The following is a 14,669-nucleotide window of genomic DNA, read 5'->3' as shown; positions in this document are numbered from 1 at the left end:
TGCGGCCGGCGAGTGGGCCGCACTGCCAGCGCTATCGAACGGTGGCGTCGTATACAACGCGGCCGAATGCGTAGGTGCGCAGAACTGCCGTCTCGTGCAGCCGGTTCGGCGGGGTGGCGAACAGATCGCGGTCGAGGACGGCGATGTCGGCGGAGAACCCTGCCTTGATCCGGCCGGTGACGTCCCCGAGTCCCATGGCCTGGGCCGGAGCCGTGGTGAACGCGGTCAGCGCCTGCTCGACGGACACCGCTTCGCTTTCGCCGAGCACGCCTTCGATGGCCGGATCGGGATTGCGCCTGGTGACCATCGCTTCCAGGCCCGGCCAGGGGTTCGGCGAGGGGCTCGCGCACGGCCAGTCCGATCCGGCGGCGACCAGCGCTCCGGTCTCGAGGAGGGTTCGCAGTGGCGAACTCGCCTCGATGATGGGTGCGGGTACCTGGGCCCTCATCGACTCGATCATCACGTTCGGGTACCACAGGTGGGGTGAAACGTCGGCGACGACGTTCAGCTCGGCGAAGCGGGGAATGTCGGCGGGATCGGGATAGACGACGTGGGCGACCTGCAGAATGGGGCCGTCGCCGCGCTGAGCGCGGGCCTTCTCGGCCGCGTCGAGCACCTGCCGGATCGCGGCGTCACCGGTCGCATGGAACTTGCCGTTCAGGCCGCGCTCGTACAGTGCGGCGACCTGCTGCTCGAGATCCTCGTCGGTCCAGTACGGCTCGCCCCGGAAGTCCGGATCGTCGTGGCTGTGATTACAGATGTACGGGGTCAGCATGGACGCGGTGCGGGTCATCGGGACACCGTCCATGATGACCTTGACGAAAGTGTGCCGGACCCGGTCGCTCTCGTACCCGGAGACGGCCTCGATGAGCTCGTCCCCGGTGGCGCCCTCTTCGAGGAAGGGACGCACCGGAGTGGACGCGACGATCTTCAGATGCAGTTCGCCCGCCTGATCGAGATCCACCATCGCCTGCCAGAGGTCGGCCATCGTCGCCGCTTCCTGGACCGAGGTGATGCCCAGCGCGAACAGCGTCTGCTGCGCGGCGCGCAGCGCGGTCCGCTTGCGCGCCGCGGGGTCGTCCAGCGAGGCCGCGAATGCCGCCTCGCCGAGCGTGGAGGCCATCTCGTACAGCACGCCGGTCAGGCGTCCGTCGCCGTCGCGAACGAACTGGCCGCCCTCGGGGTCGGGGGAGGTGTCGTCGACGCCGAGGATCCGGAAGACGGCGGAGTTCACCCAGCGGTTGTGCATGGTGTCGTCGCGCAGCATCACCGGCCGTCCGCCCGCGGCCTCGTCCAGGCGCGCGCGGTACTCGGCGGAGGTGATGATCCGATCCATCACGGTACTGCCGACGATGCCGCCGACGATCCACTCGTCGTCGTCGAGTTCCCGTCCCCACGCTTCGACCTTGGCGAAGATCGTGTCGAGATCGTCCGAGGGCAGCAGCGGAAGCTCGATCGTCTGGGTGCCACCCAATCCGAGGTGGATGTGGCCGTCGCTGAGCCCGGGCACGGCGAATGCCCCGTGCAGATCGTGGATCTCGGTGTCGTCTCCCGCGAGTGCGATGATGTCGGCGTGGTCGCCGACGGCGAGGAACCGTCCGTCGCGCACGGCGGCCGCCTCCGCCCAGGGCCGGTCGGGATCCTGGGTCCACAGCCGGGCGCCGGTGATGATCAACTCGGCGGTGCGATTGTCCGTCATGAACAGTGTCCTTTCGCTGTGCGCCGCCACCGGTCGGTGGCGGCTTTCGGTATGGACGGGTCTGTCAGCAGCGAGTGCGGGCCGCGGTCGTCAGGCGCGGCAGCCGGACAGCACCGGGGGGACGCCGAACCCGGCCTGGAAGGCCCGACTGAAGTGCGCCGGATCGGCGAAGCCGTGCACGGCCCCGATGGTGCCGGCGCGTCGGTGTGCCGGCCGGAGCTCCGCTCCAGCCGCCGCGCCCGGATGCTGTGTCCCGCGTGCGCTGCCGCGGGGCGTGCGGTGCACCGACTGCGCGGTACTGCCGATCTCCAGCGCATGCGTGGCTGCGTCGGTGACATCCGTGACGAAGCCGTGGAACCGAGCGCGGGAGGGGCAGCATGTTTCGAGCCGTACGGCAGCTCGTGCCGACGCGGAGTGAAGTGGGTGTAGGAGAACCGGGGCGCGGCCCCGGTGGTCGCCGCTGTCCCCTCGTGCCGGTCACCGATCATGATCGACCGCACCCCCCGGGCCGCGCGGCTCAGTCCAGCGCGGGGGCGGCCGGAACGGTCCGGCGCGCGATCGCCGCCGCACGCCGGACGACGATCGGTGCGATCTCCTCGGCGATGAAGGCCGCGGTCTCGGTCTCGGGCCGGGTCGCGGCCCAGCCCAGGTAAGTGAATCCGCGGGCGGTGATGAACAGCTCGAGCAGATCCTCCTCGGCGCGATCCAACGGCCGATGCGCCCGGTAGCCGCGCAGCAAGGCGGCCCTGAACGCCTCGTACCGCTGGTCGGCGAGGTAAAAGAACAGTGCGGTGGCCAGGTCGAACAGGAACCAGCCCGCGCCGAAGTCGTCGAAGTCGATGATGACGAGCCCATCCTCGGACGTCAGCAGGTTCTCCGGGGTGAAGTCGGCGTGGATCAGCCCGTACACCGTCGGCGAGGTGCCGTAGTCGCGCAGGGTCTCCAGCATCGCTTCGCGGGCCTGCCCGAGCGTTTCGCGATCCTCCTCGGACAGTCCCGGCGCCGCCAGCGGGTCGCCCCAGAGCGCGTCCGCGCCGATCATCCCCTCGGCATCCCACGGGCTGCGCGGGAAGTCGCCGGAGGTCGACAGCCGCTGGGACGCGGCGTGCATCCGGGCCGCGAGGGCGCCCATCTGTTCGAAATCGGCCTCGGTCAGTGGGCTGGTGCCGGCGAACGCCGCTTCCGAGCTGCCCAGCGGCTGGGCGGCCGACACCCAGCGCTGAGCGTCGACGACGACCTGCAATCCGTTGTGCTCGATCAGGACGGTGTGGGCACCGGCGGGGGTGCGTACCAGTTCGACCACCGGCAGGCCCTCGTCGGCCAACGCGGCGATGAATCGGGATTCCGCCGCGATCTCCTCGAGCGAGCGGTACCCGGGGCGATGCAGTCGCAGTGCGATCGGGCCGGACGGGTCGTCGACCCGGAAGACGCAGTTCTCGCGGAGTTTGACGAATGCGAGCGGCGCTCGGTGGTCGAAGTCGAAATGAGGGAGGGCGAGCTTCGCGACGTCGTGCGAGTTCTCTTCCGTGAGCACTGCGTTCATCCTTCGGAATCATGGGCCGGACCAACATGCACACCCGGTGAGGGGGTGGCCGTTTCGACGGTAGAGGCCGCGGGTTTCAGCAAATATTCCTACTGTTTCGTTTCTGTGAACTACGTGTCTAAATTGCTTACGAATAGTTCAGTCTGTGGGATATTAGCGAATCGAGCAGCCTTCCGGAGGGAGTTCGAGAACTTCTCCTCCTGCCACCGAGCGCCTCGATGCCGTCCGCCAGAGTCGGCAGCGGCGGCGCGCGGATCGGCACGGCTCGCTCACGAAAGAAGCCGTGAGATGAGCAGACCGCTCGTTGTTTTCAGGAGGCACCGTTGCCCGATCATCCGAACTTCACGATCGACCACGTCACCAGCGCGGACGGCACCCGGATCGGCTACCGCACCATCGGGTCCGGCCGGCCGCTGGTCGTCGTTCCGGGGTCGTTGAGCGACGGCGAGGAGTTCGAGCCCTTGGCCCACGAGCTGGCCTCGGAGTTCGCTCTCGTTATCGTCGACCCGCGCGGCCGGCCACTGTCGGACCCGATCGGCGACGGCTACTCCCTCGATCGCGCTGTCGAGGACTACCAGGCCGTGCTGGCGGCCGTGGGTGAACCGGCGATCCTGTTCGGCCATTCCTACGGCGCCGCCGTGTCGCTGCACGTCGCACTGGCCGCGGCCGGCTTGCGCGGGGTGATCGTGTATGAACCGCCGCTGCCGCTGACCGGTCCGGTTGCCGCCCGGAAGGACGAGTACGCCCGGCTGATCGACGAGGGCGACATCGACGAAGCACTGGCCTTCGGCTTCCTGAACTTCGTCGGCGGCACTCCCGAACAGCTCGCGGAATTCCGCGTCACCCCCGCTTGGCAGGGGATGCTCGGCATTGTGCCGTCTTGGCTCCCCGAGCTGCGGACCATCGACAGCATGCCGCTGGGTGTCGAGCGGTTCGCCGCGATCTCGGCCCCGCTGCTCGGAATCCGGGGCGGACAGAGCGCGCCGCATCTGCGGGAGTCCACCGAAGCGGTCGTCGGCGTGGTTCCCGACGCCACCCTGATCGATGTGCCGCATGTCGAGCACTCGGGCCATCTCTCCGACCCGGCGGCCATCGCCGCCGTGGTCCGCGAGTGGTCCGCTCAGCTGGGCCGCTGACAAGTAGCTGACAAGTGATGGAGAGAACAATTAACGACTTCGACCCGTTCTCGCTGCTGCGGCTGCCCGAACGCGACACCATCCTGCGGGTGGACGGAGCGACGATCTACACCGGTGATCCCGACCGTCCCGTCCTGACCGACGCCTCACTGCTCGCCCGAGAGGGGCGGATCGAAGTGGTCGGCAGCCGCTCGGAGGCCGACACCGCCGAGCAGAATCTGGGGCTGCCCGCCGAGACCCGGATCCGCCGGATCGACGCCAGGGACTGCTTCGTGATGCCGGGCCTGGTGAACAATCACTGGCACACCATTTCGATCCTGCGCGCGCTGACCGACTGCCACGGTGTCGACGACCGCTTCGATCCGCCGTCCACCTGGGCGCACGGCGGCGACGTCAAAGCCCTGCTCGCGGAGTTCGGTGGGTTGGCGCAGGTCGCCGCCGCGCTGCCGGAACCGGTCGCCGCGATCGCGGCGGTGCAGAGCCTGGTCTGGCAGTTGCGGTCGGGCACGACCACGGTCGGCGACCTCGGATCCTTCGGTTCGGCCGAGACCTTGCTGGGAGCGGCACAGGCGACCGGCATCCGCGCGGTCATCTCGCAGATGATGATCGACGGTACGTCCGTCGACGGCACCTTCGTGCGGGTGCAGGACACCGATGCCCGACTGGCCGAGCTCGCCGAGGCGATGGATCTGGCGAATGCCGCGCCCTCCGATCGGGTGCGGGCGATGCCCAACGTGTTCTGGTCGCTGCTGGCCAGTGACGAACTTCTCCAGGGCGCGGCCGACTTGAGTGCCCGGCACGGCACCCCGGTGGGCGCGCACCTCTCGGGCGTGGCGAACGAGGAAGCGTTCAGCGAAACGGTGTTCGGCGTCCGGAGCGCTGCTCGCTTCGAGAAGGCCGGGCTGATCGGCCCGCAGCTGATCGCCGCCCACACGGCCTTCCTCTCGCAGGAGGAGCTCACCCGCTTCATCGCGGCGGGCGTGCACCTCACCCATGCGCCGAACCGCTACGGAACCACCGGCGAGGGCGTGATCACCACGTCCAAGCAGATCGTCGACCTGCTCCGGGGCGGGGCCGCGGTCGGGCTGAGTACCGATGCCGATGATCTGGCCCGCGGCGGAATGCCCGAAGCGATGCGCGCGGCCTGGCTGTCGTACAACGAGGCGGCCGCCGACGGCGCGCTGGTGACCCCGATCTCCGTGCTGGGTATGGCAACTCGGGCGGGAGCGCGGTCACTGGGGTGGGATGACGAGATCGGTACCCTCGCGCCCGGCTACCGGGCCGACTTCTCGATCGTTCCCGCCCGCGACTGGCGATACCTCGGCAGCAGTCGCCCGCTGTCGGTGTTCCTCAGCAACGGCGGCAGCAACGACATCGACACCGTGGTCGTCGACGGTCGGGTGCTGATCGACGGTGGTCAACTGACGTTCGTCGACGAAGAGGAACTCGGCAGACACTACTGGGAGGCGAGCAAGCAGTTCGCGTCCGTCATCGGCGCGGCGGCCGCTGCCGCAGGCTGAACGGTACGGCTGTAACCAACCGAAAGAGGCACCTGCCCCCGGGTGCTGTCCGCATAGCGGATGGCAGCCGGCGGGCAGGTGCCTCGTTTCATGTTCACCGGCAATCCGCGCAGGTGGCCGAATCGACGTGTGTTTAGGTGCTGTGGGCGGCGCAGCCGAGGTCACCGCGGTCGTGCCGGATCCCGCGGCTACGGGGAGAGCGGCAAACCGGCGAGCACGCACGGGGTGAGCGGGCGGCAGCCGGACGGCGCCGTCGATTCGACGGAATCGACGGCGCTCAGCGGGTGCGGCTGTGTTTCCGCGAGCCGGGGGTGTCCGGCGGTGTCCCGGTTACCGCGGCTCGGCGGCCGCTTTGCCGGTCTCGGCCACGGGAGGCTCGGTCACGGGCGGCTCGCTGACCGGGGATTCGCTGACGGGGGATTCGCTGACCGGGGATTCGGACGCGCTCGGGGGCTGCCCGATCATCTCCAGGTTCCCGTGCAGGTTGTCGTAGATGTGCGGGCGGCGCATCCGCAGCCACTGGGCGGTCACCAGCCCACCGATGACGCAGACGATCAGGAGCACGGGCAGCATCCCGATAACGGGATTCTCCGAGCCCGCGAGAATCTCGAAATTGCTCACCGCCAGGCCGACGATGGCGGCCAGGCCCAGGAAGCCCGCCGCGGGTGCGAGGATGGCCCGGAACAGCCGCGGGTCGCGCGCCCGCACGAAGTACACGGTGATCGCCACCGCGGCGAGCGCCTGCAGGGTCAGGATGGCCAGCGTGCCGAAGCCCGTCATCGACGCGGTCAGGGCCGCGATCGGGTCCAGGCCGAGCAGGTAGTAGACGAAGGCGACGACGATCGCGAAGGCGAGCTGGGCCAAGCTCGCGTTCTGGGGGCAGCCGTTCACCCGGCGGGTGCGGGCGAGCAGGCCGGGAAGCAGTCCGACCCGGCCGTGCGAGTAGATGTAGCGCGCGGCGGAGTTGTGCAGGGCCAGGAGCGCGGCGAACAAGGAGACGAGCAGCAGGACCATCATCACCTTGGTCAGGAAGCTCCCCAGATACTGCTCGGATAACGTGAAGACCAGGTCACCGGTCGAGAGATGTTCCACCGCGGCGTCCTTCGCCGAGGCGACGCCCAGTGCGCTGACGATCGCCCAGGTGGTGACGGCGGCGAAGATGCCGATGAACGTGATGGCGATGTAGGTCGCGCGGGGAATGGTCCGGTGCGGGTCTCGCGCCTCTTCGCTGAACAGCCCGGTCGCCTCGAACCCGACGAAAGTGTTGGCCGCGAACAGCAGGGCGATGCCGAGCGAACCCGAGCCGACGATGCCGGGCGTGAAGGATGCCAGCGAGTAGCCGGTGCTCAGCAGGATCCGGATATCGAGCAGGAGCAGGATGCTGACCTCGAGGACGAGGCAGATCCCGAGCAGCGTCGCGCTGAATCCGATTCCCCGGCGCGCGAACAGGAAGATCATCACCACGCCGATCGCGGACCAGACCATCCACGACAGTTTCAGTCCGGTCAGGTCGCCGACGATCGTGGCGGTGAAGAATCCGGCCGTCCCGACGGCGCCGGCCACGAAGCAGTTGTAGCCGACCATCGCGATGAAGCCGGCCACGATACCGGCGGGGCGCCCGAGGCCTTTCACCACGACGGTGTAGAAGCCGCCCGCGCTCACGACCTTCTTCGACATCTGCGCGTATCCCACGGCGAACAGCAGCAGGACCCCGGTGGTGATGATGAATGCCGCGGGCATCCCACCGCCGTTCCCCAGCGCGATACCCAGGGTGGCGATGACGATGATGCCGGTCAACGGCGCGACGGCGGCCAGAACGAGGAACACGACGCCGCCGACGCCGAGCGAATCGGTCGACAGTTTCGTGTGTTCCGGCGACGCCGGAATAGGAGTGCTTCCCATGGGTGGGGCCTTTCTCTGCCGACCGGGAACGTCACGACGTGCGGACGCGCTTTCGTGGCCGGTGGATGTGCTGACGGCGGGGAGGGACGCCGTGGTGGATCTGCCGCGTCGGCTGCGGATTGCGTGGCCGACGGAGCTCGAGAAGGGAGAGGGGAGGGGAGGGGAACGTTCGAGTTCGGTTGCCGCGCGGGTGCTACGGCTGCGGCCCCTCGTGGTCGGCGCGGGATGCGCCGCAGGGTGATCGGGTGTTCGTGCGTGTCTGCGACACCGCATTCAGGATGGTTGGCACGCCATACATAATCCGTACTGACCGACAGATTTGTGAACGTTTTCGTAAAGAATTTACCTCGAGTGTTCAACGGTAACTACCGCGTAACGTCGGGGCCGAGCGGGATCGCTCCGCATCGATCGAGGTGCGGGGGACGACAACAGCCACCAGCTGTGGACCGACGACTACTTGGCCGCATTCGCACAACCAGTAGGGCCGCACCGGCCACTCGCGATCGACGGCTCGCCGCTCGCTACCCATCCGTCCACGTCACTCGGAGCCGGCCCAGGATCCCCAGACGACAATGCGGCAGTAGTCTTTCGACCGCAACCACACCCGGGTGATCGCCGCGGACCTTCCGATGCTCGCCGCTGCGCAGCGCGTACGCGGATCGACTGACCCGACAAGGTGGACGAAGTCGCCGGGGTCTATCTCCGCACTGCGGTCCAGTTCTACGAGGCCCCGGAGTCCGGCACCCCTGTGTAGTCGGGCAGTTCGACGCCGTTGATCGCACGGTCGATCAGATCGGTGAACCATTCGCTGTCGAAATCGGTGCTCGGCTCGGCGTCCGGGCCGGGGACGTCGCGGCTGCGCACATGCAACCGGCCGATCTCCTGGTTGGCTTCGACGAACGAGCGCATCCGCCGCTCGTAGCCGGCGAAACCGGCGTCCGGGTCCCACCCGGCGGCAGCCAGCTCCCCGGCCAGTAGGTAGGCGCCGACCAGCGCCAGCCCGGTGCCCTGCCCGGACATCGGTGACGAGCTGAACGCCGCGTCCCCCAGCAGCCCCACCCGCCCGTTCGACCAGCGGTCCATCACCACCTGGGCGACCTGGTCGAGGTAGAAGTCCGGGGTGTCGTCCAGGTGCGCGAGGATGCGCGGGGTCAACCAGCCCAGGCCGGCCATCCGCTCACGCAGCAGGCGCTTCTGGGCCGCGACGTCGCGGTAGTCGACTTCGAGGTCGGCAGCGGGGAAGGAGAACATGGCAATCGCCCGGCCGGCGTCCTGGATGGGCCGCAGGCCGGCGGAGCGCCCGGACTCCTGGTAGTCGATCAGCCAGCGGTCCAGTCCGAACTCATTGGGCACACTGTAGAAGGCCAGCACGAGCCCGAGATGGCGGACGAACCGTTCCCGTGGCCCGAAGACCATCGCCCGCAGCGCCGAGTGCAGCCCGTCCGCCCCGACCACCAGATCGAAGTGCCGCCGGTCGCCGCCCGCGAAGGCCACGTCGACCCCGTCGGCGTCCTGGGTGAGCTCGGCGATCCGGTCGCCGAAGATGTACTCCACACCGTCGCGGGTGTCGTCGTACAGCACTCGGGACAGGTCTCCGCGCAGGATCTCGATCTCCGAGATGTACCCGTCGCCGCCGTTGTCGTCCGCGCGGTAGGTCTCCAGCACGTTCCCGTCCGCGTCCACGGTGTATGCGCCGGCGGTCTCGGTGCGGGCCGCGCGCACCGCCGCGTCCAGCCCCATGCGCCGGATGACCTCTTTGGCCACCCCGCGCGCGTCCACCGCCTGCCCACCCGGACGCAGCTCGGGGGCCCGCTCCACCACGGTCACCTCGGCCCCCCGCCGGCGCAGCCAGTGGGCCAACGCGGGCCCCGCGATGCTCGCCCCCGCCACCAAAACCCGCATACCGCTCATCGCGCCACCCGCGCACTCGTCCGAACCGTCTTGCTCCTGCTCGGGGCGTCGACGCACATGATCACGTCCCGAATTCCTTTGCCCGCGTCAGCGCTTTCGCCGTCGAGCGGCTCGTAAAAGCCCAGGGTCGACTTCCGCATCCCAGTTCCTCCGTGTGTTTTCCTGCGCTGGAACGGCCCCGCGCAGGCCCACCATTGTCGGTGTATCCAGAGGTATCGACGACGGACCCACACAGAATTCATCGGTGCGGCCGATATCTGATCGGTTCGGACACGAGAGTGTGCCCAGCCCTTGCTGTCGATCGTCACCGGGTTCGCAAGTCGGTGGCAAGTCGTGGTCAATGCCCGTGCCGGAGAGTGCGTTCCATGACTAGGACTGAAGTACTGCTCGCGGCCGATCGAGACATCCGGTGGCGGGCCTACGCGCTGATCGCCGGGGGTGTGCTGTTCGCGGTGGGCAATGCGCTGCACCCGTTGGAACATTCCGAAGCCGCCGAACTGGCGAGCACCTGGGCGGCTGCCCACATGACCTTCACCGTCGGTGCGGTGCTGCTGGCGGCCGGGCTCGGGGTGGTGACCTCGAGTTGGACCGGCACCGCCGACCAGCGAGCGTCAACCGCCGACCGCGGTGTGCCGGAACGCGTCGGATCGGGTGTCGCCGGCCCGCCGTCGAACGAGCGCGGCGGGATCGCGAAGGTCGCTACCGCTGCCGGGGTCCTGCTGTATCTCGGTCTGATCCTGGCCATTCCGATCGGCGCGTACCACGAAATCTACGTGGCCCCGCAGTTGTCGCACGACGCGCAGCATCGAATCGAGGACGCCGCGCTGCCGGTGACCGGTCCGCTCGCCGCCGCCTTCCTGTTGGGGGCGTTGTCGATCGCGGTCTGCGCCCTGATCGCGCCGCGTCCGCGCATGGGCCGGGCCGCCGGAGCCCTGATCGTCCTCGCGGTCTTGGCCATGGCCGCGGCGCAAGGTCTGCCCGGTGCGGAGGGCCTGTGGATCATTCCCGGCACGGTCGTGGTGGGCCTGGTCCTCGCCGCGGCCGGAGTGCGCGCCCTGCGTGAGTGAACGTCGCTGACCACGGTGCATCGGACCCGGTCCGCGTCGTTTCAGCTTTGGCCACGTGCGATGCGGTCACCGGTCCGTCGGTCGCGCTGTCCGCCGAGGGTAGCTGCCCCGGATCGGTGGGTGTCGCGCCCGGTCGGGACTTAGGCTGGAGCAATGCGATCCGGCCGTGGAGTTACCGAACCGGTTGTCGCAGGCGATGTACCCCCCGTGGTGACTGTGGACGTACTCGGCGCTCTGCGTGTGACGGTGGATGGCCGCCCGGCGGCCTTGCGCGGGCCCATGCAGGGCGCGGTGCTGGCGCGGCTGGTCGTGGCCGCCGGCGCGGTGGTGTCGGCCGATCGGTTGATCGAGGATCTGTGGCAGGGGGAACCGCCGCCCAAAGCCTCCGGCGCCCTGCAAGCCCATATCTCCTACCTCCGCCGCGCCCTCGAACCCCACCGCCCGCCCCGCGCCCCCGCCCGCGTGGTGGTATCCCAAGCCCCCGGCTACGCCCTGCGTGCTGAACCCACCGCCGTGGACGCGTGGCATTTCGAGCGTCTGCTCGCCACCGCCGCCACCCGATCCGATCTCTCGATCCGCTACCGATCCCTGGGCACCGCGCTATCCCTTTGGCGCGGCCCCGCCCTGGCCGCCTACGCCGACGCAGACTGGGCCGCACCGGAAATCGCCCGCCTCACCGATCTGCGCTGGACCGCGATGGAACAGTGCGCCGACGCCGCCCTGCGCCTGGACCGTCCCGCCGAGGCCGCCACCACGCTGCACCGCCTCGTCGACGACCATCCCGAACGCGAAACCGCCGCCCGCCTGCTGGCGCTGGCCCTTTACCGCCTGGGCCGCCCCCTCGAAGCTCTCGCCACCCTCCGCCGCGTCCGCAACCACCTCGCCACCGAATTCGGCGTCGAATCCAGTCCGCCCCTGCGCGATCTGGAATCCGCCATCCTCACCCACGACCCGGCCTTGACCTTCGCGCCCGACGTCGGATCGGCCCGGCAGTCGGCCGAGATTCCCCGGATCGGTGACCATCTCGAAGCTGACGGCACCGATTCGACTACCAGGCATCTCGATTCGTCTGCGCCTCGACCGGATTCGGCACCGCTGCGCACGATGCCGCAGGTCGTCGGCTACACCGAGCAGCGAGCCGCACTGCTGACAGCGGCGCGGGAGGCGTCGGCGGGGCGGGCGCGACTGGTGTGGATCGAGGGTGAAGCCGGTGCCGGGAAATCGACGCTGGTCGCAGCAGTTGCCGCGGAGTTGACCGGGCTCGGCTGGAACGTGGTCACCGGTCGATGCCCGGAGGTGGACGGCGCGCCCGCGGCATGGGCCTGGCGGCAGGCGCACGCGGAATTGGGCACTGTCGCAGCGCAATCCGATGGTTCGTTCGAGAAGTCGCGAGCGGAGGAGTCCGGAGCCGCGTGGGTGCCGCCGGTCGCCGAGGCGGCCGTGTCGACGGCGGCGGTGGCTTCAGGACGGACGCCGGAGGCGGAAGCAGGTTCGCCCACGGCGGTCGGGACCGAACCGCCGCGGATGTCGAAGGCTGTGGCGGATACGTCAGCCGCGGTGCGCACCGCGGCGCTGCGGATTTCGCCCGGGGCAGAGGGGGATTCCACCCCATTCGAGTTGGCGCGGGCCGTGGCGCGGCGGTGTGTGGGGGTGGGGCCGCTGCTGGTTGTGCTGGAGGACGCTCATCGGGCGGATGGGGCGACCTTGCAGATTCTGCGGCAGGTGGTGGCGTGGACGGCGGCGGAGCCGGTGTTGTTCGCGGTGACGCTGCGCGGGTCGGAGGCAGGGGACGAGGTGCGGGCCACGTCGGCGGCGCTGGCGGCGGTGACGGCGGGACGGTTGGAACTCGGCGGGTTGGACGCGGCGGCGGTGCGGATGTTGCTGGTGACGGCCGGTGTCACCGGAATCGACGACGGCACTGTGGAATTGGTGCGTGAGCGGACGGGGGGTAATCCGCTTTTCGTGGCCGAGTTGGCGAAACTCGCTGCGGTGGAGGGCAATCTGCTGGCGGTGCCGGCGGGAGTGCGGGATGTGCTGCACCGCCGGATCGCCCGATTGCCCGCCGAGGCGGCGCGACTGCTGCGGCTGCTGTCGGTCTGGGGTGACGAGGCGGATATCGATTCGCTGCTGCGACTGGCGGGTGAGAGCGAGGAGACGCTGATCGATCTGGTCGATACGGCCGTGGTCGCGGGGCTGCTGCGGCTCGACGGAACCGATGGGCGAATCCGCTTCGGACATGCCTTGACTCGTGACGCCGTGTACGACGGAATACCCGTGCTACGCCGCGCCCGCATGCATTGGACGGCTCTCGCGGTGGCCGAGCGCGCACCCGCACCCGACCTGGACGTCCTGGCCCACCACGCCCTCATCGGCGCGTCCGCGGGCACTGCCGAACAGGCGCTCGCGCATGTGCTCGCGGCGGCCCGGCACCGCACCGCGCGCCGCGCGTTCGCCGAATCCGAACCGCTCTGGCGCGCCGTACTGGACCTGCACAGCCTGGCCGGTCACCCGGACGACGGCACCGATCGCGATACCGGCATCGCCATCCTGGAAGCCCGCTGCGCCCGCGTCGCCGCTCTCGCTTACGGCGGAAACGACGCCGCCGCCCGCCTGGTGCGAGCGCAGGCCCTCGATCTCGCCGAACAGTTGGCAGCCCCGTCCGGCCCTCCCCAGCGCGCTTGGAGTTCCAGTGCCGCGGCGGACCCGGTCGCGTTCGCACTCGGGTGCTGGCGCGCACCCCTGATCTGGGCGACGCGGGACAAGCGGTTGCCGGATGAGCGCATGATCGGTGCGTTGCGGTTCGCGCTGGATCGTCCGTTGGCGGTGGCGGATCGGGTGCGATTGCTGGTGACGCTGGTTTTCGAGGTGGAAGGCGACGACGATCCGCTGGCTTTCGCGGCGTCGGCGGAGGCGGTGGCGCTGGCGCGGGAGTTCGGTGATGCCGAATTGCTCTGTGCCGCGGTGAATGCTCGGGCCTTCCTGGCCTTGGGACCGGATCTGTGGGTGGAGCGCGCTTCGTTGGCGGCCGAGTTGCTCACGGTGTCCACGGCGGCGGGGCTGGTGGAGTTCCAGGCGGTCGCGCATTTCCTCGGTTGTCTGATCGCGTCCAGCGCCAATGATCTGGTGACGGCGCGCGCGGAGGCCGAACGGGGATTGGAGTGCGCGACCGGTGGGCAACTGCGCCAGATGCTGACCGTGCTGTCGACGTTCTCGGCGGTGCTGTCGGTCCTGCGTGGCGATCTGGCCGCCGCCGAGCGCATCTACGCCGAATGCAGTGCGGCGATGGTCGCCTCCGGCACCGCGAACGGCGCCGAACTGTTGATCGTTTCCGACATGGTGGTGGGTTGGGCGCGCGGGGACCTGTCGGCGCTGGTGGAGCCGATGTCCCTGGTGTATGCGGTCGCGCCCGAGGCCATGGTGTTCCCGTATGTGCTGGCGCTGTGGGATGCGGGTGAGATCGACAGGGCCCGTGAGGTCTTCCTTCGGGCCGCGCCGATCAAGCGGGACCACTACTGGTCGGTCATGGTGGTTTTCCGCGCTCGGGCCGCAATCCGGTTGAACGATTCCGCAGCCATGACCGAGTGCTACCGCGACATGCTGTCGCGCGCGGGCACCATGGCGGGCCTGGATACCGGTTCGGTGGTCTACGGCCCCATGGACACGGTGCTCGCCGAACTCGCCGACGCGCTCGGCGACCCGGCCGCGGCCGCAGAACACCGCGCCCACGCCGCCGCGCTGTCCGCTCGCATCACCGCTCAGCTGAACGAACTTCCGGATTGATCGGCGACGACGCCGGTTCGCGGCGTCTGGAATCCCTCGTCATCGAACTGCTCGGCCGCAACGGCTGATCAGCATCGAAGACCCGCGTCGAATTCGAGAAATGTCGCGCGG

The 14,669-nt window shown here is 69.3% G+C and carries 8 protein-coding genes; 4 read left to right on the top strand and 4 right to left on the bottom strand.

The annotated features are described in order from the left end of the window. Positions 1–31: 31 nt before the first annotated feature. Together ACT89H_RS24275 and ACT89H_RS24270 are read right to left on the bottom strand one after the other, a co-directional pair. Positions 32–1,699, bottom strand: coding sequence for an amidohydrolase (locus ACT89H_RS24275; protein WP_445110957.1), 1,668 nt, complete (start codon positions 1,697–1,699; stop codon positions 32–34). A gap of 517 nt (positions 1,700–2,216) precedes the next feature. Further along, positions 2,217–3,242 (bottom strand): phosphotransferase enzyme family protein, encoded by a 1,026-nt coding sequence (locus ACT89H_RS24270; protein ID WP_445110956.1) that lies wholly within the window; start codon positions 3,240–3,242, stop codon positions 2,217–2,219. 323 nt (positions 3,243–3,565) lie between these two features. On the opposite strand from ACT89H_RS24270, the gene ACT89H_RS24265 reads away from it, so the two are divergent. Together ACT89H_RS24265 and ACT89H_RS24260 are read left to right on the top strand one after the other, a co-directional pair. Next, positions 3,566–4,378: an alpha/beta fold hydrolase gene (locus tag ACT89H_RS24265; RefSeq protein WP_445110955.1), complete on the top strand. Its 813-nt coding sequence runs from the start codon at positions 3,566–3,568 to the stop codon at positions 4,376–4,378. Positions 4,379–4,395: 17 nt separating this feature from the next. Continuing rightward, positions 4,396–5,898 (top strand): amidohydrolase family protein, encoded by a 1,503-nt coding sequence (locus ACT89H_RS24260; protein ID WP_445110954.1) that lies wholly within the window; start codon positions 4,396–4,398, stop codon positions 5,896–5,898. Positions 5,899–6,228: 330 nt separating this feature from the next. On the opposite strand, the gene ACT89H_RS24255 is transcribed toward ACT89H_RS24260, so the two are convergent. Beyond that, a complete protein-coding gene (locus ACT89H_RS24255; RefSeq protein WP_445110953.1) occupies positions 6,229–7,800 on the bottom strand; it encodes an APC family permease in 1,572 nt (523 codons plus the stop codon). 720 nt (positions 7,801–8,520) lie between these two features. Further along, entirely contained in the window at positions 8,521–9,768 is a 1,248-nt protein-coding gene (locus ACT89H_RS24250; RefSeq protein ID WP_445110952.1) for an FAD-dependent monooxygenase, read from the bottom strand. A gap of 308 nt (positions 9,769–10,076) precedes the next feature. On the opposite strand from ACT89H_RS24250, the gene ACT89H_RS24245 reads away from it, so the two are divergent. Together ACT89H_RS24245 and ACT89H_RS24240 are read left to right on the top strand one after the other, a co-directional pair. Further along, positions 10,077–10,778, top strand: coding sequence for a hypothetical protein (locus ACT89H_RS24245; protein ID WP_445110951.1), 702 nt, complete (start codon positions 10,077–10,079; stop codon positions 10,776–10,778). 207 nt (positions 10,779–10,985) lie between these two features. After that, positions 10,986–14,558 carry an ATP-binding protein gene (locus tag ACT89H_RS24240; RefSeq protein ID WP_445110950.1) on the top strand — a complete coding sequence of 1,191 codons (3,573 nt, stop codon included), beginning with the start codon at positions 10,986–10,988 and terminating at the stop codon, positions 14,556–14,558. The last annotated feature ends 111 nt before the right edge of the window (positions 14,559–14,669 follow it).

The organism is Nocardia aegles (genome assembly GCF_052545135.1).
Note: the sequence above shows the minus strand (reverse complement) of the source record. Positions and strands in the feature narration are given on the sequence as shown.